Raw genomic sequence first — 21479 nt, 5'->3', positions numbered from 1 at the left:
GGGGAGCGTCTCCGGCGCATGGAGCTCCCGAGTCCCGTCATCCTGGTGCTGTGAGAGTAGCGATCGTCACAGAATCCTTCCTTCCGCACATGAACGGCGTCACCGGCTCGGTGCTGCAGATCCTGCGGCACCTCGAGCGGCGAGGGCATGAGGCACATGTCGTCGCCCCCGCTGCGGTCGGCGTCCCCGCCGAGGTGAGCGGGGCACGCATCGAGGCGATTCCGAGCCTCGCGCTGCCGGGGTACCGTCATGTGCGGGTGGGCACGTCGAGCGCTCGCCGGGTCGCGTCCTCACTCGCGCGCTTCCAGCCCGATGTCGTGCACCTCGCCTCCCCGTTCGCTCTGGGATGGCGGGGGGTGCTCGCAGCCGAACGCCTCGACCTGCCTGCCGTCGCCGCTTACCAGACCGATGTCGCCGCATACACCGAGCGCTACCGGATCGCGGCGACCACCGGCATCGCCCAGACTCACATCGCCCGCTTACACAGGCGCGCGACCCTGACCCTGGCGCCTTCGGCTGACTCGGCCGGGCAGCTCGCCGCGCTCGGCATCGATCGCGTCCGGCGGTGGGGGAGAGGTGTCGATGCCGAACGCTTCCAGCCCGCGCGGCGCCAGTATGCGCTCCGCTCCGAGTGGGGCGCCGACGTCGTGATCGGCTATGTGGGACGCCTCGCTCCTGAGAAGCAGGTCGAAGACCTCGCCGCGCTCCGCGACATCCCGGGCACGCGACTGGTGATCGTCGGAGACGGACCCAGCAGGGCACGGCTGCAGGGCCTGCTCCCCGACGCCCTGTTCCTCGGCCACCTCGACGGCGGTGAGTTGGCCGCGGCGATGGCGTCGTTCGACCTCTTCGTGCACCCGGGCGAGAGTGAGACCTTCGGGCAGACCCTGCAGGAAGCGCACGCGAGTGGCGTACCCGTCGTAGCCACGGGGCGTGGCGGCCCGCTCGACCTCGTACGCATGGGAATCGATGGTTGGCTCTACCGGCCGGGCGACCTCGACGATCTGCGGATGCGCGTGGCCGATCTCGCCGGAGATGCGCGCAAGCGACGCGCGTTCGGCGATGCGGGGCGCGTAGCCGTGCAGGAGCGCAGCTGGGAGAGCGTGTGCGATCAGCTCCTCGGCCACTTCGACGAGGCTCGGATGCTGCAGAGGGCCGATTCCGGGGCGCGCTCCCGCCGCGTCGTGCGACCGGAACCGTCCGCGCCGGTCACCGCCCGTCGATGGCACCGCTACGTCGCTCTCGGCGACTCCCTGACGGAAGGACTGTGCGACCCGGCACCCGACGGTGCCCTCCGCGGGTGGGCCGACCGCCTCGCCCTGCTGCTCGCCGCCAGAGGAAGCCTGCACTACGCGAACCTGGCGGTCCGGTCCAAGCGCGTGCGCGACCTCACCGGCCAGCAACTGACGCGAGCACTCGAACTGCGCCCCGACCTCGCGTCGATCCTGATCGGGGCGAACGATCTCGTGAAGCGCCGTGTCGACGTCACAGCGCTCGCCGCGGAGCTCGAGGGGGCGGTGCGACAGTTGCGGGGGATCGGTGCCGACGTGCTTCTGGTGACGCCGTTCCTTCCCGGGCGCCGCGCGGCATCGCTCTTCACGAGGAGGTTCTCCGCCTTCGCGACCGCATTGACCGGTATCGCGGCTCGCACCGGAGCGATCCTGATCGACACGGACCTGCATCCCTCATTGGGCGAGCGCCCGAACTGGGGCGAAGACCTGGTGCACCTCAGCAGTCGAGGGCACCGTTTCCTCGCCTATCGCGCCGGCGAGATGCTCGGAGTGCCCGATGCGGACACACTGGGAGTGCTCGATGCCGCGATGCACGAGCATGAGCCCATCGGCGCGGGGGTATGGTGGCGCCGTCACGCGCTGCCCTGGGTCTGGCGTCGGCTGCACGGGCGGGCGGCGGGCGACGGGCGGCTCGCGAAGCACGACGACTACGTCTACCTCGGTCGCTCGTCCGCAGCGAGGACGGCCTTCGCCCGCTGACCTCGTGCTCCGGTGGAGTGTTCGGTGCCGCCCCTGCCGTGGGTGCCTCAACGCCGCCCCATGCCGTGGTACTGCCAACCGGCAGCACGCCAGGAGAGGGAGTCGAGACAGTTCCGTCCGTCGATGATGATCCGTCCCCGCACGAGTGCGCCGGCGTGCTCGGGCGAGAGGTCGCGCCGGTACTCGTCCCATTCGGTGACGACGACGACGGCGTCGGCCTCCCGCAGCGCCTCGTCGCGGTCACGCGCGTAGCCGAGCTGAGGATGCGCAGCCGCGGCGTTGTCGACGGCAGCCGGGTCGGTCACGACGACATCCGCGCCCAGCCCGCGCAGTCGCACGGCAACGTCCAGGGCCGGTGAATCGCGGATGTCGTCGCTGAACGGTTTGAAGGCGGCGCCCAGCATGGCGATCCGCCGGCCGAACACGAGCCCGCCCAGCGCGTCGACCACGAGCTGCACCGCCCGATCACGGCGACGGTGGTTGATGCTGTCGACCTCGCGCAGGAACCCGACCGCTTCGCCGCGTCCCAGCTCTTCGGCCCGTGCGGCGAACGCGCGGATGTCCTTAGGAAGGCACCCTCCGCCGAAGCCGATGCCCGCGCCGAGGTAGCGTCGGCCGATGCGGGTGTCATGCCCGAGCGCGTCGGCGAGCAGGGCCACATCGGCACCGGACGCCTCGGCGATCTCGGCCATCGCGTTGATGAACGAGATCTTGGTGGCCAGGAACGCGTTCGCCGCGCCCTTGACCAGCTCGGCCGTCGCGAGATCCGTGACGAGGAAGGGTGTCCCCGCGTCGAGGGCCGGGGCGTACACCTCCCGCAGGACTCCGACCGCGCGCTGACCCGCCGCATCGGCCTCGGCGCCGACCACGACGCGGTCCGGGCTCAGAGTGTCGTGCACGGCCCAGCCTTCGCGCAGGAACTCGGGGTTCCACACGAGCGTCGCTCCCGTGACGGCGATGCGCCCGGCCACCGCGACGGCTGTACCGACCGGCACGGTGGATTTGCCCGCGACGACGTCGCCGACGCGCAGATGGGGGAGCAGCCCGTCGACTGCCGCATCGACGTGACGCAGATCCGCGGCATGCCCACCCGGCATCTGCGGAGTGCCGACGGCGAGGAAGTGCACGTCCGCACCCGCGGCGTCCGCCATCCGGTCGCTGAAGCGGAGCCGCCCCGAGCGCAGGCCATCCGCCAGCAGCTCCGGCAGCCGTGGTTCGAAGAACGGTGCGGTGCCGGAAGCGAGGGCCGCGATCTTCTGCGCGTCGACGTCGATGCCGATCACGTCGTGTCCGATGGAGGCCATGGCGGCGGCGTGTACGGCACCGAGGTAGCCGCAGCCGATCACTGACAAGCGCATGGACTCCACCACAGCGGACGCCCGTCGCTTCGCGGAGTCCGCACGGTGAACGGGCTGTGGACGCGAGATGTCGGATCCGCGATGCGCGACGAGACGCAGGATTCGAGGTCAGCGCTGGTAGGGTGGATGAGGTTGACGTGTGTCAACCGCACAATTTCATATCGACTCATGGAGCGATCGGCGGAGAAGCTGGTCCCCTGTGGTGGGTTCCTCGGCGGATGTCGGGTGGCTTTCTACTGGTGGCCAGCGCAGGCGAGATTCGCGGGAGTGCCCGCGCGCCCGAACCCCTCTGTTCCGCTCCTTTGAACACGCTCGCGCGTCACATGGATTCGCGAGTCTAAACAAAGAAGGAGAGACCTCTTGGAAGGTCCTGAAATCACCGCCACCGAGGCCGTTCTCGACAACGGCCGCTTCGGCACCCGCACCATCCGCTTCGAGACCGGCCGCCTCGCGCAGCAGGCTCAGGGCGCCGTCGCCGCGTACCTCGACGGCGAGACCATGCTCCTCTCGGCCACCAGCGCAGGCAAGCACCCGCGTGAGGGCTTCGACTTCTTCCCGCTGACGGTCGATGTCGAGGAGCGTTCCTACGCTGCCGGCAAGATCCCCGGTTCGTTCTTCCGTCGCGAGGGCCGCCCCTCCACCGAGGCGATCCTGGTCTGCCGTCTGATCGACCGCCCGCTGCGTCCGTCGTTCGTCGACGGCCTGCGCAACGAGGTCCAGATCGTCATCACCGTCCTGTCGATCGCACCGGGCGAGTTCTACGACGCTCTCGCGATCAACGCCGCTTCCGCGTCGACGCAGATCTCGGGTCTGCCGTTCTCGGGTCCCGTCGCCGGTGTGCGCCTCGCGTTCATCCCCGGCCAGGGCGAGCACGCCGACCAGTGGGTCGCGTTCCCGACCGCCGAGCAGGTCTCGGAGGCCGTGTTCGACCTGATCGTCGCCGGTCGCGTCGTGACCAAGGCCGATGGCACGGAAGACGTCGCCATCATGATGGTCGAGGCCGAGGCCACCGAGCACAGCTGGAACCTGATCAAGGCCGGCGCCACCAAGCCGAACGAGGATGTCGTGGCCCAGGGCCTCGAGGCCTCGAAGCCCTTCATCGCGCAGCTCGTCAAGGCTCAGGCTGAACTCGCAGCGACCGCCTCGAAGGAGCCGGGCGTGTACCCGGTCTTCCCCGCGTACAGCGACGAGGTCTACAGCTTCGTCTCGGAGCGCGCATTCGCCGAACTCAGCGACGTGTACCAGATCGCGGACAAGGTCGAGCGTCAGACCGCTGACGATGCGATCAAGGACCGCGTCAAGGCAGAGCTCATCGAGGCCACCGAGGCGGGTTCGCTCCCGGCCGCGGCGCCGCTCGAGTTCTCCGCCGCATACAAGTCCGTCACGAAGAAGATCGTGCGCGGACGGATCCTCACCGAGGGCGCCCGCATCGACGGTCGTGGTCTGGCGGACATCCGTCCGCTCGACGCCGAGGTGCAGGTCATCCCGCGCGTGCACGGCTCTGCGATCTTCCAGCGCGGCGAGACCCAGATCCTCGGTGTCACCACGCTGAACATGCTCAAGATGGAGCAGCAGATCGACTCGCTGTCGCCTGTGACGAGCAAGCGCTACATGCACCACTACAACTTCCCGCCCTACTCGACCGGTGAGACCGGCCGTGTCGGTTCGCCGAAGCGTCGCGAGATCGGGCACGGCTTCCTGGCCGAGCGCGCCCTCGTGCCGGTGCTGCCGAGCCGCGAGGAGTTCCCGTACGCGATCCGTCAGGTCTCCGAGGCGCTGAGCTCCAACGGCTCCACCTCGATGGGCTCGGTCTGCGCGTCGACCCTGTCGCTGCTGAACGCGGGTGTGCCGCTGCGCGCCCCCGTCGCCGGCATCGCGATGGGCCTCGTCTCCGACGAGGTCGACGGCGAGACCCGCTACGCGGCTCTGACCGACATCCTGGGTGCGGAAGACGCTCTCGGTGACATGGACTTCAAGGTCGCCGGTACCAGCGAGTTCGTCACGGCGATCCAGCTCGACACGAAGCTCGACGGCATCCCGTCGTCTGTGCTCGCCGGCGCGCTGACCCAGGCCCGTGAGGCTCGTCTGACGATCCTCAACGTCCTGAACGCCGCGATCGACGCTCCGGACGAGATGGCGCCCACCGCGCCTCGCGTCATCAGCGTGCAGATCCCGGTCGACAAGATTGGCGAGCTGATCGGCCCGAAGGGCAAGACGATCAACGCGATCCAGGACGAGACCGGTGCGCAGATCTCCATCGAGGAGGACGGCACCGTCTACATCGGCGCGACCGACGGCCCCTCGGCCGAGGCCGCCCGCGCCCAGGTCAACGCGATCGCCAACCCCACTAACCCGGAGGTCGGGGAGCAGTTCCTCGGCACCGTCGTGAAGATCGCCACCTTCGGTGCGTTCGTCTCGCTGCTCCCGGGCAAGGATGGCCTCCTGCACGTCACCGAGGTGCGCAAGCTCGCCGGTGGCAAGCGGGTCGAGAACGTCGACGACGTGCTCTCGGTCGGCCAGAAGATCCTCGTGAAGATCACGAAGATCGACGACCGCGGCAAGCTCTCGCTCGAGCCCGTCCTGGACGACGCTCCTGCCGCTGACGCAGCACCTGCCGAGGACGCTGCAGCCGAGTAAGCGCAGTGTTCCAACGGAACCCGGGTCTCTCCGTCAGGGAGGGGCCCGGGTTCCGCGCTGTCACGGTGTGACCAAATCGTTATCGGGCGTTTCCGCGCCGTTCCCCGGATTGGTCAGGACGTTCGCTGAATTCGCTTACCCTCGAAGTACGCACCGGGGGGTGCAGATCGAGCAGGTACGCAGGTCGGCACGCACCGATCGACGCGGGGGTGAGAGAGTATGCGGTTGTTCAGCGTAGGCGCAGGAGCGTCTGAGGAACGTGCCCAGCAGGGCGTCGCCGAGCATCCCTCTGCGCCCATCCCGATCGTCGGGCCAGGGATAGGGGAGACGATCCGCACCGCTCTCGGCGAGACCGGCTACGAGACCTTCCCGTTGATGCTGGGAGCTGCGGAGTTCGGCTGGAACGTCGACCTCGAGACCAGCCACGGCATCCTCGACCGCTACGTGGAGTTCGGCGGAAACGCGATCCACACGGCTGACGGCTTCTCCGGGGGTCGCAGCGAGCACATCATCGGGCAGTGGCTGCGTTCACGCGGCCAGCGCGACCGCAGCATCGTGAGTGTGCGCATCGGTGCCCACGCCGACAACCCCGGTCTGGGCTCGGTCAATCTCGTCCGCGCGGTGGAGGGGTCCCTGACGCGTCTCGACGTGGATCGCATCGATGTCGTCTACCTCGACGCCACCCTCGATGCGACCACGAATCTCGAAGACACGTTGGCGACCGTCGAATGGTTGACGGAGGCCGGAAAGATCGGTGCGCTCGGTGCGTTCGGGTTCGCGCCGGAGCGACTCGTCGAGGCGCGCATCCTCGCGTCGGCCGGCTACCCGCGCATCAAGGTGATCGATGCGCCGTACAACCTCGTCCGTCGCCAGCCATTCGAGGGTGATCTCCGGCTCGTCGCGGGTGCGCAGAACCTCGCGGTCACGCCATCGCACGCGCTCGAGCACGGCTTCCTCTCCGGGCGCCACCGCAGCAAGGCGCTCACCTCCCGCGGCGTGCGGGGCGAGCAGCTGCGAGGGCACCTCAACCGCCGGGGCATCAAGATCCTGCGCGCTCTCGATCAGGTCGCCGAAGAGGTGAGCGCTCCGGTCGCGGCGGTATCCGTGGCTTGGCTGCTCGCCCAGCGCACGGTCGCCGCGCCGATCGTCAACGCCTTCGCCAGCGATCACGTCGATGAACTCATGCAGGGAGCGGGCGTCTCGCTTTCGCGCAGCCAGGTCGCCGAGCTCACCCGGGCGGGAAACTGAGTATCCCTTCACCCGTGACATAGGGTGGAAGGGAGGCCCGGCGGATGCTGGCGATGAAGCGAGCGAGTTGTGACGCACTACATATATCTGGTCAGACACGGTGAACATCAGGATGCCGAGCATGGTCTCGCCGACGGACCCCTCTCTCCGAGAGGCCAGCGTCAGGCGGAACTGATCGCCGACCGTCTGTCGGGGCTTCCTCTCGATGCCGTCTGGCATTCACCGTTGCTGCGCGCGAACGAGACGGCGCGGGCGATCGCGGCGCGCCTTCCGTCGGTCGACCCCGAGCCGACCGCTCTGCTCTTCGATTGCGTTCCCACGGGGATGACCGAGGAGACTCCCTCGGTGTTCGAGCCGTTCTTCGGATCCGTCACCGAGGCGGAGATCGAGGCGGGGCGGGCGCAGATGTCGGATGCCGTGAACGAGTTCCTGGTGCGCAAGACCGGCGATGTGCACGAGGTGCTCATCACCCACAACTTCGTGATCTCTTGGTTCGTCCGCGAGGTGCTCTCCGCCCCCGAGTGGCGGTGGATGACCCTCAACCAGTCGCACTGCGGTCTGACGGTGATCGCGCAGAAGCAGGGGCGACCATGGACGCTGCTCACGCACAACGACACCGGCCACCTTCCGGTGGAGCTGCGGACCGGGATCCCCGACGCGCTCCTGGTCTGAGCCACCTGCGCAGGCGCAAGATGGTGCGTCCGGCCCGCGCGCCCCGGGCCGGACGGCGTCACCCGCGAAATAGACTGGACGCATGACCACGCAGGTAGCACTCGTCGGCGGAACCGGGAAGCTCGGCACGATCATCGGTGCGGTGATCGACGAGCTCGAGGGCTTCGAGGTGAGCCGGGTGCTGACCTCATCCAGTGATCTGTCCGAACTCGACGGCGCCGACCTCGTGGTCGACGCGTCGACGCCGCAGGTCAGCATCGACGTCGTGCGCGCCGCCGTGGAGCGCGGCATCAACGTGCTGGTCGCGACCTCCGGCTGGTCGGCTGAGCGCATCGCTCTGGTGCGTCCTCTCGTCGAAGCGGCGGGCACCGGCGCGGTGTTCATCCCCAACTTCTCGCTGGGATCCGTTCTGGGTTCGGCGCTGGCCGCCGCGGCTGCGCCCTTCTTCGGCTCGGCCGAGATCATCGAAGCCCATCGTGAGACCAAGATCGACTCGCCGAGTGGAACCGCTGTGCGCACCGCGGAACTGATCGCCGCCGCCCGTGCCGAGCAGGGGCCGGTCAGCGCACCGCACGCAGACCAGCGCGCCCGCGGGCAGCAGGTCGGCAGCGTGCCGATCCACTCGCTGCGTCGTCCCGGTGTCGTCGCCAAACAGGAGGTCATCCTCTCCGGTCCCGGCGAATCGCTCACGTTCACGCACGACACGATCGATTCGGCGCTCGCCTATGCCCCCGGCATCCGGCTCTCGGTGCCGTTCGCGGTGCAGGCCACCGGTGTGTTCGTGGGTCTCGAGCACATGATCGACATCGGCATCCGGTCGTGATGTCGCGCATCGGCGTCGCGCTGATGGCCGCGGCGCTTCTGGTCTACCTCGCGGTGGCGATCTGGCTCGCCGTGATGTTCATCTCGGTCGGCACACCCGTGTCGACCGGTATGGGGATCACGCTCCTCGTTCTGGCGCCGATCGGAGCATGGGCGCTCATCCGCGAGATGATGTTCGGATTCGGTGCCGACCGCCTCGGGCGACTTCTCGATGCGGAAGGCGGGATGCCGCCGGTTGAGACCGAACTGACCCCCAGCGGCAGGATCGCCCGCGCCGACGCGGATCCGCTCATCGCGCGGTACGCGGCCGAAGCGGATGCGGCAGGCGAGGACTGGCGGGCGCGCTACCGGTTGGGCGTGGTGCAGGATGCGGCGGGCCGCCGCAAGGACGCCAGGGCCAGCATTCGCGAGGCCATCCGTCTCGCGCCACGCCGACCCTGACGACGCACTCAGGCGAGCGTGGCCTCGAGGGTGATCTCGATTCCGGCGAGCGCCTGCGACACCGGGCAACCGGTCTTGGCGCCGTTCGCGATCTCCTGGAATGCCTCGGGCGTCAGGTTCGGGACCGTCGCGTTGACGTTGAGGTGGCTGCCGGTGATGCCGACGCCGGGCTTGAAGGTGACCGAGGCCGTCGTGTTCACGCGCTCCGGCGGGGTGCCGTTCTCGGCGAGCGCGTGCGAGAGCGCCATGCTGAAGCAGGAGGCGTGCGCGGCGGCGATGAGCTCTTCCGGGGTGGTCGTCGTGTCGCTGCCTTCGCTGCGGGCCTTCCAGTTGATCGGAAAGGTGCCGAGGTTCGACGACGAGAACGCGACGGTGCCGGATCCCTCCATGAGCGATCCGGTCCACGTGCTGGCGGCTTCGCTGGTGACGGGCATGATTCCTCCGGTTCTCGAGCTGCGGGCGCAGCGTCGACTCGTGGTCAGCCTAGCGAGCGTCCTGCCGACGCGGAACCGCGGTCAGGCGGGGGTGGCTTCGCGACCGACGACGCCCGCGCGCTGCAGCAGGAGGTAGAGCTGGCAGCCCAGGCAGAAGGCGAAGGCGGCGTTGAGGAATGCGGCGACGAATGCCGCGGACGTCGCGATCGGCAGCGCCCACGGAACACCCAGGAGGTGCAGGACGAGGCCGACACCCACGACGAAGAGCCCGACGCCCTGCGAGAACCGCGGCGGCCGCGGGTCTTCGAGCTCCGTCGGAGCGGCGAGGCGTGGACGGATCGCTGAGCGGAACAGCGTGGCCCAGGGGGCCGTCTGCGGAGAGACCAATCCCCAGAGGAACAGGAGAGCGATGACGACCGTGAGGAGGAACCCCGGGTCGAGAGCGCGCTGCAGGAGCGGGGCCGAGGAGATCGCCCACCCGGACGGAACGAATGTGGCATCGGCGAGGGGCTGGTAGGCGAACCAACCGAACGAGGCGATTCCGGTCCGGAGAGTCGAGATCCCGATCAGGGCGAGGAACGTCGCCACCAGCAGCAGGACCGCGGTGATGGCGGCGGCGAAGCGGGGGCCTCGGGGGTCGATGCCTGCGGGGGTGCTCATGGGGCGCTCCGGTCTTCCGGCTCAGACGGCGGTGAGGGCTTCGGTGAGGGCGTGCCTGGTCGGCACTCCGTGGAATCTGGCGCGGACGGCACCGGCACCGTCGACCACGAAGGTCGTGGGCGTCTGGAGCACCTTGTAGCGCGCGGAGAGATCGGGCCGGTGCGTCAGATCGACCTCCACATGGGCGAGACCGTCGTGGTCGTCGGCATACGAACCGAGCAGACGTCTCACCTGTGGGCACCGCGCGCACATCTCGGTGCTGAACTGCACGAGAGTCGCGCGGGACCCGAGCTCCGAGGTGACCGCGTCCGCCGGATCGAAGCGGAGAGCACCGCCGTCCCGCCGTCGTCCGTCTCGCCGGCGCAGCACGACGCCGATGCCCGTCGCGAGCACGAGGAGTGCTGCGGCGATACCGAGGGCGAGCGCGGGTGACATGGGTCGAGGATATGTCGTGTCGAAGCGGGATCGGGTCGATGTTTCCGACGATGACGGAGGGCCCACGCGCGGAAGCGGTTCCACCCGAGGAGGCGAGCGTGACGGTATCGTGGCTGCCATGAGCGCAGCCGTCCCGACTCCTTATGAAGACCTGCTCCGCGACGTCCTGGAGACCGGCACGCATAAGTCCGATCGCACCGGGACGGGGACGACGAGCGTCTTCGGGCGTCAGATCCGCTTCGATCTGTCGAAGGGCTTCCCCCTCATCACCACCAAGCGCGTGCACTTCAAATCCATCGCGTACGAGCTCCTCTGGTTCCTGCAGGGTGATTCCAACGTCGGGTGGCTCCGCGAGAACGGGGTCACGATCTGGGACGAGTGGGCCGATGAATCCGGCGACCTCGGCCCGGTCTACGGGGTGCAGTGGCGTTCGTGGCCGACGCCGGACGGGGGGAGCATCGACCAGCTCTCCGACGTGATCGAGCAGATCCGACGCTCGCCCGACTCCCGTCGGCTCATCGTGTCTGCCTGGAACCCGGCCGACATCCCGGACATGGCGCTCGCGCCCTGTCACGCGCTGTTCCAGTTCTACGTCGCCGACGGCAAGCTCTCGTGTCAGCTGTACCAGCGCAGCGCCGACATGTTCCTCGGTGTGCCGTTCAACATCGCCTCCTACGCATTGCTGACCATGATGATCGCCCAGCAGGTCGGCCTCGAGCCCGGAGACTTCGTCTGGACGGGCGGAGACTGCCACGTCTACGACAATCACGTCGATCAGGTGCGGGAGCAGCTCAGCCGTGAGCCCTACCCCTACCCGACGCTGCGTTTCGCGCGGAAGCCCGAATCGATTCTCGACTACCGCTATGAGGACTTCCTCGTGGAGGACTATCAGCACCACGCGCCGATCAGGGCGGCGGTGGCGGTATGACCTGGGTCGGGTTGATCTGGGCCGAGGCGCACGGAGGGGTCATCGGTGCCGAGGGTGGCATGCCCTGGCACGTGCCCGAAGACCTGGCGCACTTCAAGGAGGTCACCCTCGGCGCTCCCGTGGTGATGGGGCGCAAGACCTGGGACTCGCTGCCCGAGCGATTCCGCCCGCTCGCCGGACGGGACAACATCGTGGTGACCCGGCAGCAGGACTGGTCCGAAGAGGGCGCGCGGCGTGCATCCACCGTCGCCGAGGCCGTTCGCGGACTCGACAGGGTCTGGATCATCGGTGGGGCGGAGATCTTCCGACAGGTGATCGGCGACGCCGATCGGCTGGAGGTCACCGAGCTCGATCTCGACGTCGCCGGCGACGCCTACGCACCGGCGAAGACCGGGTGGCGCCTCATCGACGAGGGGGAGTGGCTCACGTCGCGCACGGGAGTGCGGTACCGCTTCCTGGGATACGAGCGCTGATGCCCACCGCACTGATCACCGGAGCCAGCGCCGGACTGGGCGCCGAGTTCGCGCGTCAGCTCGCGCGGCGACGTGCCGACCTCGTCCTGGTGGCGAGATCAGAGGACGCGCTGGAGACGCTGGGCGCCGAACTGCGGAGCGAATACGGGGTCGCGGTCGAGATCATCCCCGCCGACCTGGCGGATGAGGCCGGCGTCGAGAAGGTCGCCGCGCGCCTGCGCGACACGGCGGACCCCATCGACCTCTTGGTGAACAACGCCGGGTTCGGTCTTCCGCTGCAGTTCGCCGACAACGACATCGACGATGAGGTGCGTCATCTCCGTGTACATGTGGAGGCGTCGATGCGGCTCATGCACGCGGCACTGCAGTCCATGCGTGGTCGTGGCGGTCGCATCATCAATGTGGCTTCCGTGGCCGGCTTCATCTCCCGGTCGACGTACTCCGCCTGCAAGGCCTGGCTCATCGGATTCAGCCGCTGGGCGAATGCCGAGTACACGCGCGATGGCGTCTCCGTCACGGCGTTGTGCCCCGGGTTCACGCACACCTCCTTCCACGAGCGCATGGGGCTCGCGGTGGGCCAGGAGGGCGTTCCCGGCATCATGTGGTTGAACGCGCGGGACGTCGTGCGCGTCGGCCTGCGCGATGCCGCCCGTGGCAGGTCGGTCTCGGTGCCGTCGCTGCGGTACAAGGTGATCGTGGCGCTGACACGCCTCCTCCCGAGCACGCTCACCTCCCGCGTGGCGCGCCGAGGCCGCGTCTGACCGGCAGCGGTCATCTGATCGGCAGCGGTCAGTGGAACCTGCCGAGCAGGATCCCCGCCTTGGCGATCGCCGCGATGGTCTCTCCGTCGGTGATGTCGCCGTCGGCGATCATGCGCAGCACGTGCGCGAAAGGTACCCACGAGACGGCCTGGATGCCTTCTTCGGCCTGGCTCTCGGCGGCGTCGCTCCCGTTCTCGGCGTCGTCCTCTGCGACCGGGCGCAGAGCGCGTGCGAGGAAGACGTGTTCGGGCGCCTCGGCGATCCCGTTCAGAGCGTGCATGGTGCCCAGGGCCGTCCACTCACCGGCTTCGAATCCGGTCTCCTCCCGGAGCTCGCGTCTCGCCGCGAGCAGGGGGTCTTCCCCGTCGCTGCCGCCAGCGGGGACCTCGATGGTCGTCCCCACGGTGTAGCGGTCGATCGTGACGAGACACACACGGTCTTCCTCGTCCACGGCGACGATGAAGACCGCCGGGTGCTGCATGGTGACGACACCATAGATGCCGTCCGCGCCCGCTGGTCCTGTGACCCGGTCCTCCCGCACCCGGATCCACGCGTTCTCGTACTTCGTCTCGGTGCCTCGTGTGACCCATGCCATGCTTCGAGCGTAGATCGGCGACGTCTCGCGCGTCACCGCGTCCGCATGAGCGGCAGCCGAACCGATACGCTGGGTCTATGACGCACTCGGGCAACCCATTCGGGCAGGTTCTCGTCGCGCTCGTCACTCCGATGACGGCCGACGGCGAAGTCGACTGGCCCGCCGTCGAGAAGCACATCGATGACGTGATCACCGCGGGAGCGGACGGCATCGTCGTGACCGGGACGACAGGCGAGACCTCGACCCTGACGGACCCCGAGAAGCTCAAGCTCGTCGAGGTGGGCAAGTCCGTCTCCGCGGGGCGGGCCAAGATCATCACCGGCGGAGGCTCCAACGAGACAGCGCACGCGATCGAGCTCTACAAGGCCAGCGAGAAGGCCGGCGCCGACGGCATCATGATCGTCACGCCCTACTACAACAAGCCCACGCAGGCCGGCATCCTCACGCACTTCCGTCTGGTCGCCGATGCGACCGACCTCCCCGTGATCCTCTACGACATCCCGGGACGCACGGGTGTGCCCATCAAGTACGAGACCATCCTGCGTCTCGCGAAGCACCCGAACATCCTCGCCGTGAAAGACGCCAAGGGCGACTTCTCCGAGGTGAGCCGCGTGCTGAACCAGACCGATCTGATGTACTTCTCCGGAGATGACGCGAACGTGCTGCCGCACCTGGCGATCGGCGCGACCGGTCTCATCGGCGTGACGGCGAACGTCGCAGCGGCGCCGTACCGCACGATCATCGACGCGGTGAACGCCGGCGACCTCGCCACGGCGACCGCCGAGCACAAGCGCCTCGAACCGCTCGTTCGCGCTGTGATGACCCACGTGCCCGGAACCGTTGCGGCCAAGTACATCCTGCACGGACTCGGTCGCATCTCGAGCCCGCGCGTTCGCCTTCCCCTGGTCGGTCCCGAGGAATGGGAGGCCGCGCTCATCGAGGATGAGCTCGACCTCGTGCAGAACGTTCCCGGAGCCGATTTCTCGAACTTCCGACCCGACCGCAACGCGGCTGCGGGTGGTGCCCTGCCGAAGGTGCACGGCACGACGCGCTGAGTCGCGTCGCCATGAACGAACGGACGCGCGGAGTGTCCGACTGAGGAGACAGCATGTCCATTCCCCTGGTAGAACCGACCGCTCTCGACGAAGGGACGCTGCGGGTCATCCCGATCGGCGGACTCGGCGAGATCGGTCGTAACATGACCATGTTCGAGTACGACGGGAAGATCCTGATCGTCGACTGCGGTGTGCTCTTCCCCGAGGAGCACCAGCCCGGTGTCGATCTGATCCTTCCCGACTTCGAGCCCATTCGCGACCGGCTCGACGACATCGTCGGCGTGGTGCTCACGCACGGTCATGAAGACCACATCGGCGCGGTTCCGTATCTGCTCCGGCTCAAGAGCGACATCCCCCTGATCGGCTCGGGCCTCACCCTCGCATTGGTCGAGGCGAAGCTCAAAGAGCATCGGATCAAGGCCTTCACGCTCACGGTGAAAGAGGGGCAGCAGGAGCGGGTCGGTCCGTTCGACCTCGAGTTCGTCGCCGTCAACCACTCGATCCCCGATGCACTGGCCGTCGCCATCCGCACACCCGCAGGAATGGTGCTCGCCACCGGTGACTTCAAGATGGACCAGCTGCCGCTGGACGGTCGGATCACCGACCTGCGTGCGTTCGCCCGCCTCGGTGAAGAGGGCGTGGACCTGTTCCTCGTCGACTCGACGAACGCCGACGTCCCCGGCTTCACCCCGACGGAGCGCTCCATCGGTCCCGTGCTCGACCAGGTGATCGCGAAGGCGCCCCGTCGCGTCATCGTCGCGAGCTTCTCCAGCCACGTCCACCGCGTGCAGCAGGTGATCGACGCCGCGCACGCCAACGGCCGCCGTGTCGCGTTCCTCGGCCGCAGCATGGTCCGCAACATGACCATCGCCGAGCAGCTCGGCTACCTCAAGGTGCCGGACGGGGTGCTGATCGACTTCAAGAAGGCGCGCGACCTGCCGGACGAGCAGATCGTCTACATGTCGACGGGCTCCCAGGGCGAGCCGATGGCCGTGCTCAGCCGCATGGCGAACATGGACCACGCGATCGAGATCAGCGAGGGTGACACCGTCATCCTCGCCTCCAGCCTCATCCCCGGCAACGAGAACGCCGTGTATCGCGTCATCGACGGACTGACCAAGCTCGGCGCGAACGTCGTGCACAAGGCGAATGCGAAGGTGCACGTCTCCGGGCACGCCGCCGCCGGTGAGCTGATCTACTGCTACAACATCCTGAGGCCGAAGAACGTCCTCCCCGTGCACGGCGAGTATCGGCACCTGATCGCGAATGCCAAGCTCGCGCAGGACACCGGTATCTCCGAGGAGAACACGATCATCGCCTCGAACGGCACCGTGATCGACCTCAAGGACGGCGTCGCGAAGGTCACCGGGCAGCTCGACCTCGGATTCGTTTACGTCGACGGCTCCACCGTCGGAGAGATCACCGATGCCGACCTCAAGGATCGCCGCATCCTCGGCGAGGAAGGCTTCATCTCCGTGATCGTGGTCGTGGACGCCGGCACCGGACGCATCATCTCCGGTCCCGAGATCCACGCGCGCGGTGTCGCCGAGGACGACTCGGTGTTCGACGACGTCACGCCGAAGATCGTCGCTGCGCTCAAGGAGGCGTCGGGCAACGGCGTCCGCGACACCCACGCACTGTCGCAGGTCGTGCGACGCACGATCGGTCGCTGGGTGAACCAGCGGCTGCGTCGCCGTCCGATGATCGTGCCGCTCGTCATCGAGGCATGACGACAGGCGAGTCGTCTCGCACTCACGGGTGAGCGTCATCCCGATGTAACACCGACGTCCTATGCTCGCGTCATGTACAGGGACTTCTCCCTTCGCAGGGCGGCGCAGACGGATGCGACGTTCCTCGGCGACATGCTCGTCGAGGCCGCCAATTGGCGCGCCGGGGGAGTGCGTCCCCGTCATGAGGTGCTGACGTCGCCCGACCACCGGCGCTACCTCGCGGGCTGGAAGCGCATGGCGGACGACGGACTGGTGGCTGCCGGCGACGACGGTACACCGGTGGGTGCGGCCTGGTACCGGGTGCTCCCGCAGAACGATCCCGGGTTCGGTTTCATCGGTGTCGCGGTCCCGGAGCTGATCATCGGTGTGCACCCGCTCTGGCGTGCCCGAGGCGTCGGGCGGGCGCTGCTGCGCGGCGTCGTGCACCTGGCGGGCTCGCAGGGGCATGCCCGGATCAGCCTGAGCGTGGAACGGGACAACTTCGCGCGCAACCTGTATCGAGCCGAGGGTTTTGCCGTGGTGAGTCAGGGCGCGACCCGCGACACGATGGCTCGCGGCACGGCGTAATCGCGCCCCTCGGATCCATGGAAAGCCGCGTCATTACGCGGAGATGTCGGCTGTTGGACGTAACGTGAGAGCATGGCCAGGAGTACCACGAAGACAGAGAGCGCGTCGACCAGCGCACCGTCGCGCCCCAAGCGGCAGACGGCTCCCAAGGCCCAGCCCGCTCGCAAGGCGCAGCCCGCTCCCAAGAAGTACATCGACGAGGCAGACAAGCCGCCGGTCGCCGTCCGGGCCTGGGTCGGGCTGGCGCACGGCGTCGGCGGACTCTTCCGCGCGTTCGGCCCCGAGACTCTCGAGAAAGACGATCGTCGCGACGGTTTTCCCTTCCTCCTCGTGCTCCTCGCCGTGCTCGGTGCGATCAACGAGTGGTTCTTCATCGGCAACGAGGTCGCTGCGAACATCAGCGCGTATTCGGTCGGAGGACTGATCGGGCGCGTCGCATTCGTGATGCCCGTTCTGCTGCTCCTGCTCGCCGGATGGCTGTTCCGCCACCCCTCGTCGGTTCACGACAACGGCCGCATCGGAATCGGTTTCGGATTGTTCGTCCTGACGCTCGCCGGCTTCTGCCACGTCGCGGGCGACGGCCCTCAGCCCAAGGAGGGCATGCTCGCACTGAGCGAGTCCGGCGGACTCTTCGGATGGATGCTCGGCCAGCCGCTCAGCTACCTCACCGACATCCCCGCGTACATCGTGCTGTCGCTGCTGGCGGCGCTCAGCATCCTCATCCTCACCAAGACTCCGCCGAACCGCATCGGCGCCCGTCTCGGCGATCTCTACGCCTGGATGTTCGATGCCGAGCGTCCGGAGAAGTCGACCAAAGACTCCGCGGCGATCGACGACACCGACAAGGTCGACGATCCCGACGTGCTGCCGTGGTGGCGGCGCAACAAGACCGGCCGTGAAGAGGACCCCGACGAAGGCACGCTCGGCTCCGACGACATCACCGCACTGCTCACGACCTCCGACCCGACTCCCGCCTACGATCAGGCCGTCGTCGTCGAGAACCCGTACGACGCCGCCACCGAGGTGCTGTCCGACGTGAGGTCCGTCGCCGATTCGCTCGCGGAGCAGCAGACCACGGCACTGCTCGACGACTCCTCCGACACCGGAGAGGTACCGGAGCTTCCCGGCCTCGACGGCTTCGGCACCGAGGGGCCAGGCGACCGCGGGCCGCAGGCGCCCGTGACGCCGTACATCCTGCCCTCTCCCGGTCTTCTGGTCGAAGGGCCGCCTCCGGTGATGCGCTCCGAGGCCACCGACAAGGTGATCGAGCAGATCACCAGTGTGCTGTCGCAGTTCAAGGTGGATGCGAAGGTCACCGGCTTCTCGCGCGGCCCGACGGTCACCCAGTACGAGGTCGAGGTCGGCCACGGCGTCAAGGTCGAGAAGATCCTGCAGCTGAGCAACAACTTCGCCTACGCGGTCGCCTCGAACGACGTCCGCATCCTCTCGCCGATCCCGGGCAAGAGCGCGATCGGCATCGAGATTCCCAACGCCGACAAGGAGATGGTCGCACTCGGCGACGTGCTGCGTTCGCCCGCCGCGCAGAAGAGCACGCATCCGATGACGATCGGCGTGGGCAAGGACGTCGGCGGCAACATCGTCATCGCGAACCTCGCGAAGATGCCGCATCTCCTGGTGGCCGGTTCCACCGGCTCCGGTAAGTCGAGCTTCGTGAACTCCATGATCACCAGCCTGCTGATGCGGGCGCGGCCCGCCGATGTGCGCATGGTCCTCATCGACCCGAAGCGCGTGGAGCTCACCAGCTACGCCGGTGTCCCGCACCTGATCACGCCCATCATCACGAACCCCAAGAAGGCGGCCGAAGCGCTGCAGTGGGTCGTGAAGGAGATGGACATGAGGTACGACGACCTCGCGTCTTTCGGCTTCCGTCATATCGACGACTTCAACCGTGCCGTGCGCGCCGGGGAGGTCGAGCTGCCGGCGGGCAGCGAGCGCGTTCTGAAGCCGTACCCGTACCTCCTGGTCGTGGTCGACGAGCTCGCCGACCTCATGATGGTCGCCCCTCGCGACGTGGAGGACTCGATCGTGCGCATCACGCAGCTCGCGCGAGCCTCCGGCATCCACCTCGTCCTCGCGACCCAGCGGCCGAGCGTCGACGTCGTCACCGGACTCATCAAGGCGAACGTCCCGTCTCGACTGGCCTTCGCCGTCACCAGTGTCACCGACAGCCGCGTCATCCTCGACAGCCCCGGGGCGGACAAGCTCATCGGTCAGGGTGACGCGCTGTTCTCGCCGATGGGCTCGTCGAAGCCGTTCCGTCTGCAGGGCGCGTGGGTCGACGAGAAGGAGATCGACGCGGTCGTCAAGCACGTCACCCGCCAGGCTCGTCCGGACTATCGTCCCGACGTGCAGGAGGCGATGGAGCCGACCAAGAAGAAGGAAGTCGACGAAGACATCGGCGACGACCTGGAACTGCTGCTCGCGGCTGCCGAGCTCATCGTCTCGTCGCAGTTCGGATCGACCTCGATGCTCCAGCGCAAGCTGCGGGTCGGCTTCGCGAAGGCCGGTCGCCTCATGGACCTGCTGGAGTCACGTGAGATCGTCGGCCCGTCCGAGGGCTCCAAGGCGCGCGACGTGCTGGCCACGGCCGAGCAGCTCCCACAGGTGATGGCGAAGCTGCGCGGTGACGACGTTCCGACGTCGCCGCCCGCTTCCGCCGCCCCTGTCGCTCCGCCGGTGCCACCCCTGCCCCAGACGCACGATCCGATCGCTGCCCAGTATGAGGGGCTTCCCGAGGTGGAGGCCGAGGGCGACGAAGACGCCTGGGGCCTGACGGGACGCGACTGATGGCCATCCCGCGGCAGCTGCCCAACGCCATCACCGTCGCGCGCATCCCGCTGGCGGTCGTCTTCTTCGTCCTGTTGCTGCTGGGCGGAACCTACGGCCTCGCCGAGCCCGGCCTCCGCTGGGCGGCCGCGGTCATCTTCATCGTGGGGATCTCCACGGACTGGGTCGACGGCTACCTCGCGCGCAAGTACGACATCGTCAGCGATTTCGGCAAGCTCTGGGATCCCATCGCCGACAAGATGCTCACGGGGGCCGGGTTCATCGGACTCGCCATCCTCGGCGAGGTCGGCTGGTGGATCGTCGCCCTCATCCTCGTGCGCGAGTGGGGGATCACAATCCACCGGCTCATGGTCGCCAGCGAGCATGTCGTCGCTGCGGCCTGGATGGGCAAGATCAAGACGGCGTTCCAAGGTGTGGCGCTCGGCTGGGCGTTGCTTCCGCTGCACTATCTCGTCGGTCTCGATGCATGGACGTTGATCACCTTCATCCTCATGCTCATCGTCCTGGTGCTCACGGTCGCGAGCGGTATCGACTACATCGTGGCGCAGGTCCGCGGCTCGCGCCGGAAGTCGTGAGCGACGCGGCTGCTGCCGTCCTCGCGGCGCTGGGTCGACGGGGATGGACGCTCGTAGTCGCGGAGTCGCTGACCGGCGGCGCCCTGTGCGCCGACCTGGTCTCGGTTCCCGGCGCGTCCACGGTGTTGCTCGGCGGGGTGGTGGCGTACGCGACGCCGGTGAAGGCGTCGGTGTTGGGCGTCGACGCGGATCTTCTCGCCGTGCACGGGCCGGTGCATCCGCAGGTCGCGCTGCAGATGGCAGACGGAGTGAGGAGTGTCGTGAGCGTCGGTGGCTCGCCGGCCGATGTCGGGGTGTCGACGACGGGAATCGCCGGTCCGGATTCCCCCGACGGGCAACCGGTCGGCACGGTGCACATCGGCGTGGCGACGCCGGCGGCGATGAGGACGACGGCCTTCCGTTTCCTCGGAGATCGCGACTCGATCCGCGCGCAGACGGTCGCGGCAGCGCTCGAAGAACTGTGCGCGATGCTGGCGGAATAGCAGGACCGCCGGGGTGGTTATCTCTGATGTGCTCACACTTAAACCACAGAGTGCAGGGGTAGATTCTGTGCATGCCAGGGGTACTAGACTGGCTGTCTCATCGGGGGAGACCTCGAACGATCACATGGGGAGGAGGTTCCGATGATTCTTGTACGACAGGAAATCGGCGATGTGCTGAGGGACTTCCGCCTGCAGAAGGGGCGCACGCTCCGGCAGGTCGCAAGCAAGGCGTCGGTTGCGCTCGGCTACCTCAGCGAGGTCGAGCGTGGGCAGAAGGAGGCGTCGAGCGAGATCCTCGCTTCCGTCGCCGACGCGCTCGACGTTCCCATTTCGACGATCATGCGCGAGGTCGGAGACCGCATCTCGGTGCTCGAGGGCATCCAGGTCTTCCCGGACGTCGTTCCCGACGACCTCGTCGCGTCGATCGAACCTCAGCTTTCGCTGCACTGATCCCCGGTCGGGGAAGCCATGCGTCGTAGCGAATTCCTTCGCGCCGTCGAGACCGAGTTTCAGGCACGCGCGTCCTCTCTGGTGAACGACCTGGCGCTCAGCGCTGTCGGCGGTCGAACAGCGCGCGAGGCGCTGGCCGAGGGAACACCGCCACGCGACATCTGGTTGGCCCTGTGCGTCGAGATGGATGTTCCGGAGAACAGGCGACACGGCGTCGGTCGGCAGGAGCCGCGCGGACGCTGAGTCGTTCGTCGATCTCCGATGCCTACGGGACACGACCTGAGATCCACGGCGTGTCGTCGAAGATCTGTTCGAAGCGGGCGTAGTCTTCTGCACAAGTGGTTCAGGGAATCTGTT

At 67.9% G+C, this 21479-nt stretch carries 22 protein-coding genes; 17 read left to right on the top strand and 5 right to left on the bottom strand.

Annotated elements, in window-relative coordinates; translation table 11 throughout:
• Positions 1–89 precede the first annotated feature (89 nt).
• Complete coding sequence (locus GZ64_RS0106315) at positions 90–1991, top strand: GDSL-type esterase/lipase family protein (RefSeq protein ID WP_231479829.1); 1902 nt, start codon at positions 90–92, stop codon at positions 1989–1991.
• A gap of 47 nt (positions 1992–2038) precedes the next feature.
• Here the strand turns inward: GZ64_RS0106315 and GZ64_RS0106310 are convergent, their stop codons facing one another.
• Entirely contained in the window at positions 2039–3349 is a 1311-nt protein-coding gene (locus GZ64_RS0106310) for a UDP-glucose dehydrogenase family protein (protein ID WP_029265535.1), read from the bottom strand.
• Positions 3350–3709: 360 nt separating this feature from the next.
• Here GZ64_RS0106310 and GZ64_RS0106305 point away from each other — a divergent pair, with 360 nt between their 5' ends.
• From GZ64_RS0106305 to GZ64_RS0106285, 5 genes are all read left to right on the top strand, one after another.
• Entirely contained in the window at positions 3710–5986 is a 2277-nt protein-coding gene (locus tag GZ64_RS0106305; protein ID WP_021198619.1) for a polyribonucleotide nucleotidyltransferase, read from the top strand.
• 219 nt (positions 5987–6205) lie between these two features.
• Positions 6206–7234, top strand: coding sequence for an aldo/keto reductase (locus tag GZ64_RS0106300; RefSeq protein ID WP_029265534.1), 1029 nt, complete (start codon positions 6206–6208; stop codon positions 7232–7234).
• A gap of 69 nt (positions 7235–7303) precedes the next feature.
• Complete coding sequence (locus GZ64_RS0106295; RefSeq protein ID WP_021198621.1) at positions 7304–7906, top strand: histidine phosphatase family protein; 603 nt, start codon at positions 7304–7306, stop codon at positions 7904–7906.
• Positions 7907–7988: 82 nt separating this feature from the next.
• Positions 7989–8729 (top strand): 4-hydroxy-tetrahydrodipicolinate reductase, encoded by a 741-nt coding sequence (dapB, locus tag GZ64_RS0106290; protein WP_021198622.1) that lies wholly within the window; start codon positions 7989–7991, stop codon positions 8727–8729.
• A complete protein-coding gene (locus GZ64_RS0106285) occupies positions 8729–9169 on the top strand; it encodes a hypothetical protein (protein ID WP_029259011.1) in 441 nt (146 codons plus the stop codon). Before dapB ends, GZ64_RS0106285 begins: the two co-directional genes overlap by 1 nt.
• 8 nt (positions 9170–9177) lie before the next feature.
• Here the strand turns inward: GZ64_RS0106285 and GZ64_RS0106280 are convergent, their stop codons facing one another.
• The 3 genes from GZ64_RS0106280 to GZ64_RS0106270 form a co-directional block, all read right to left on the bottom strand.
• Entirely contained in the window at positions 9178–9603 is a 426-nt protein-coding gene (locus tag GZ64_RS0106280; protein WP_021198624.1) for an OsmC family peroxiredoxin, read from the bottom strand.
• A gap of 81 nt (positions 9604–9684) precedes the next feature.
• On the bottom strand, positions 9685–10263 hold the full coding sequence (locus GZ64_RS0106275) for a DUF4395 family protein (protein ID WP_029265533.1): 579 nt from the start codon (positions 10261–10263) through the stop codon (positions 9685–9687).
• 21 nt (positions 10264–10284) lie between these two features.
• Positions 10285–10698: a thioredoxin family protein gene (locus GZ64_RS0106270; protein ID WP_021198626.1), complete on the bottom strand. Its 414-nt coding sequence runs from the start codon at positions 10696–10698 to the stop codon at positions 10285–10287.
• A 118-nt stretch (positions 10699–10816) separates the two neighbouring features.
• On the opposite strand from GZ64_RS0106270, the gene GZ64_RS0106265 reads away from it, so the two are divergent.
• From GZ64_RS0106265 to GZ64_RS0106255, 3 genes are read left to right on the top strand one after another with little or no spacing between them, the layout of a single operon-like run.
• Entirely contained in the window at positions 10817–11626 is an 810-nt protein-coding gene (locus tag GZ64_RS0106265) for a thymidylate synthase (RefSeq protein WP_029259014.1), read from the top strand.
• Positions 11623–12099, top strand: coding sequence for a dihydrofolate reductase (locus GZ64_RS0106260; RefSeq protein ID WP_029259015.1), 477 nt, complete (start codon positions 11623–11625; stop codon positions 12097–12099). Before GZ64_RS0106265 ends, GZ64_RS0106260 begins: the two co-directional genes overlap by 4 nt.
• Positions 12099–12860 carry an SDR family NAD(P)-dependent oxidoreductase gene (locus GZ64_RS0106255; protein WP_029265531.1) on the top strand — a complete coding sequence of 254 codons (762 nt, stop codon included), beginning with the start codon at positions 12099–12101 and terminating at the stop codon, positions 12858–12860. The genes GZ64_RS0106260 and GZ64_RS0106255 overlap by 1 nt, the downstream gene beginning before the upstream one ends.
• Positions 12861–12888: 28 nt before the next feature.
• Here GZ64_RS0106255 and GZ64_RS0106250 read toward each other — a convergent pair whose 3' ends face one another.
• On the bottom strand, positions 12889–13455 hold the full coding sequence (locus GZ64_RS0106250) for an NUDIX domain-containing protein (protein ID WP_029265530.1): 567 nt from the start codon (positions 13453–13455) through the stop codon (positions 12889–12891).
• Between the two features lie 77 nt (positions 13456–13532).
• Between GZ64_RS0106250 and dapA the strand changes: the two genes are divergently transcribed.
• From dapA to GZ64_RS0106210, 8 genes are all read left to right on the top strand, one after another.
• Positions 13533–14510 carry a 4-hydroxy-tetrahydrodipicolinate synthase gene (gene dapA, locus GZ64_RS0106245; RefSeq protein WP_029259018.1) on the top strand — a complete coding sequence of 326 codons (978 nt, stop codon included), beginning with the start codon at positions 13533–13535 and terminating at the stop codon, positions 14508–14510.
• Between the two features lie 53 nt (positions 14511–14563).
• Positions 14564–16240, top strand: a complete 1677-nt coding sequence (locus GZ64_RS0106240) for a ribonuclease J (RefSeq protein ID WP_021198632.1) — start codon at positions 14564–14566, stop codon at positions 16238–16240.
• A gap of 72 nt (positions 16241–16312) precedes the next feature.
• Complete coding sequence (locus GZ64_RS0106235) at positions 16313–16807, top strand: GNAT family N-acetyltransferase (protein ID WP_029265528.1); 495 nt, start codon at positions 16313–16315, stop codon at positions 16805–16807.
• A 72-nt stretch (positions 16808–16879) separates the two neighbouring features.
• Positions 16880–19615 carry a DNA translocase FtsK gene (locus GZ64_RS0106230; protein WP_029265527.1) on the top strand — a complete coding sequence of 912 codons (2736 nt, stop codon included), beginning with the start codon at positions 16880–16882 and terminating at the stop codon, positions 19613–19615.
• Positions 19615–20190 carry a CDP-diacylglycerol--glycerol-3-phosphate 3-phosphatidyltransferase gene (gene pgsA / locus GZ64_RS0106225; protein ID WP_029259021.1) on the top strand — a complete coding sequence of 192 codons (576 nt, stop codon included), beginning with the start codon at positions 19615–19617 and terminating at the stop codon, positions 20188–20190. Before GZ64_RS0106230 ends, pgsA begins: the two co-directional genes overlap by 1 nt.
• Positions 20187–20672, top strand: a complete 486-nt coding sequence (locus tag GZ64_RS0106220) for a CinA family protein (RefSeq protein ID WP_029265526.1) — start codon at positions 20187–20189, stop codon at positions 20670–20672. The genes pgsA and GZ64_RS0106220 overlap by 4 nt, the downstream gene beginning before the upstream one ends.
• Positions 20673–20813: 141 nt before the next feature.
• Positions 20814–21122 carry a helix-turn-helix domain-containing protein gene (locus GZ64_RS0106215; protein WP_017830901.1) on the top strand — a complete coding sequence of 103 codons (309 nt, stop codon included), beginning with the start codon at positions 20814–20816 and terminating at the stop codon, positions 21120–21122.
• An 18-nt stretch (positions 21123–21140) separates the two neighbouring features.
• Positions 21141–21365 carry a DUF3046 domain-containing protein gene (locus tag GZ64_RS0106210; RefSeq protein ID WP_029259023.1) on the top strand — a complete coding sequence of 75 codons (225 nt, stop codon included), beginning with the start codon at positions 21141–21143 and terminating at the stop codon, positions 21363–21365.
• The last annotated feature ends 114 nt before the right edge of the window (positions 21366–21479 follow it).

This window comes from Microbacterium sp. Cr-K32 (assembly GCF_000708345.1).
Lineage (GTDB): Bacteria > Actinomycetota > Actinomycetes > Actinomycetales > Microbacteriaceae > Microbacterium > Microbacterium maritypicum_A.
This window is presented reverse-complemented; position numbering and strand designations above follow the sequence as displayed.

Excerpts from the sequence above, each read along its gene's own strand:
- GZ64_RS0106310 (WP_029265535.1), bottom strand. The coding sequence starts at position 3,349 with ATGCGCTTGTCAGTGATCGGCTGCGGCTACCTCGGTGCCGTACACGCC.
- dapB (WP_021198622.1), top strand. The coding sequence starts at position 7,989 with ATGACCACGCAGGTAGCACTCGTCGGCGGAACCGGGAAGCTCGGCACG.
- dapA (WP_029259018.1), top strand. The coding sequence starts at position 13,533 with ATGACGCACTCGGGCAACCCATTCGGGCAGGTTCTCGTCGCGCTCGTC.
- GZ64_RS0106230 (WP_029265527.1), top strand. The coding sequence starts at position 16,880 with ATGGCCAGGAGTACCACGAAGACAGAGAGCGCGTCGACCAGCGCACCG.
- GZ64_RS0106235 (WP_029265528.1), top strand. The coding sequence starts at position 16,313 with ATGTACAGGGACTTCTCCCTTCGCAGGGCGGCGCAGACGGATGCGACG.
- GZ64_RS0106240 (WP_021198632.1), top strand. The coding sequence starts at position 14,564 with ATGTCCATTCCCCTGGTAGAACCGACCGCTCTCGACGAAGGGACGCTG.
- pgsA (WP_029259021.1), top strand. The coding sequence starts at position 19,615 with ATGGCCATCCCGCGGCAGCTGCCCAACGCCATCACCGTCGCGCGCATC.
- GZ64_RS0106250 (WP_029265530.1), bottom strand. The coding sequence starts at position 13,455 with ATGGCATGGGTCACACGAGGCACCGAGACGAAGTACGAGAACGCGTGG.
- GZ64_RS0106315 (WP_231479829.1), top strand. The coding sequence starts at position 90 with ATGAACGGCGTCACCGGCTCGGTGCTGCAGATCCTGCGGCACCTCGAG.
- GZ64_RS0106215 (WP_017830901.1), top strand. The coding sequence starts at position 20,814 with ATGATTCTTGTACGACAGGAAATCGGCGATGTGCTGAGGGACTTCCGC.
- GZ64_RS0106280 (WP_021198624.1), bottom strand. The coding sequence starts at position 9,603 with ATGCCCGTCACCAGCGAAGCCGCCAGCACGTGGACCGGATCGCTCATG.
- GZ64_RS0106275 (WP_029265533.1), bottom strand. The coding sequence starts at position 10,263 with ATGAGCACCCCCGCAGGCATCGACCCCCGAGGCCCCCGCTTCGCCGCC.
- GZ64_RS0106210 (WP_029259023.1), top strand. The coding sequence starts at position 21,141 with ATGCGTCGTAGCGAATTCCTTCGCGCCGTCGAGACCGAGTTTCAGGCA.
- GZ64_RS0106285 (WP_029259011.1), top strand. The coding sequence starts at position 8,729 with ATGTCGCGCATCGGCGTCGCGCTGATGGCCGCGGCGCTTCTGGTCTAC.
- GZ64_RS0106260 (WP_029259015.1), top strand. The coding sequence starts at position 11,623 with ATGACCTGGGTCGGGTTGATCTGGGCCGAGGCGCACGGAGGGGTCATC.
- GZ64_RS0106255 (WP_029265531.1), top strand. The coding sequence starts at position 12,099 with ATGCCCACCGCACTGATCACCGGAGCCAGCGCCGGACTGGGCGCCGAG.
- GZ64_RS0106300 (WP_029265534.1), top strand. The coding sequence starts at position 6,206 with ATGCGGTTGTTCAGCGTAGGCGCAGGAGCGTCTGAGGAACGTGCCCAG.
- GZ64_RS0106265 (WP_029259014.1), top strand. The coding sequence starts at position 10,817 with ATGAGCGCAGCCGTCCCGACTCCTTATGAAGACCTGCTCCGCGACGTC.
- GZ64_RS0106270 (WP_021198626.1), bottom strand. The coding sequence starts at position 10,698 with ATGTCACCCGCGCTCGCCCTCGGTATCGCCGCAGCACTCCTCGTGCTC.